The sequence below is a fragment of the Larkinella soli genome (genome assembly GCF_003703975.1).
Classification (GTDB): domain Bacteria; phylum Bacteroidota; class Bacteroidia; order Cytophagales; family Spirosomataceae; genus Larkinella; species Larkinella soli.
Genome location: NZ_QTJY01000084.1, coordinates 1 through 324, shown reverse-complemented (window position 1 = coordinate 324; position 324 = coordinate 1). Strand labels below are relative to the sequence as shown.

1 rRNA gene is annotated in these 324 nt (G+C 60.8%); it reads left to right on the top strand.

Annotated elements, in window-relative coordinates:
* The first annotated feature begins 204 nt into the window (after positions 1-204).
* Positions 205-316 (top strand): 5S ribosomal RNA (rrf, locus tag DX909_RS29385).
* Positions 317-324 lie beyond the last annotated feature (8 nt).

Below are 324 nucleotides of genomic sequence, written 5' to 3'. Positions count from 1 at the left end.
CGCTAGAGCCGAGCCGTACTAATGACCTGAAGGCCGGATGCGAGTCTTGAGCGTGGGGCGTTGTGTCAGGCGCGTGGTGTGTGTTTTTCCCGGGTTTCGAAAGAAGCTGTGCCAATAGAGAGCTTTGGTGGGTACCGAGATAGGCACCCACCCCTTTCGTCCGGCCCGCGGCTCAGCGGGCGGTGGGGCGGAAGGCAAGGAAAGGCCGGTGGCAAGGGTGCGGGGGATCACCTCTTCCCATACCGAACAGAGCCGTTAAGCCCCGTTACGCCGATGGTACTGGAGTCACATCCGGGAGAGTAGGTAGCTGCCGCCTTCTTATTT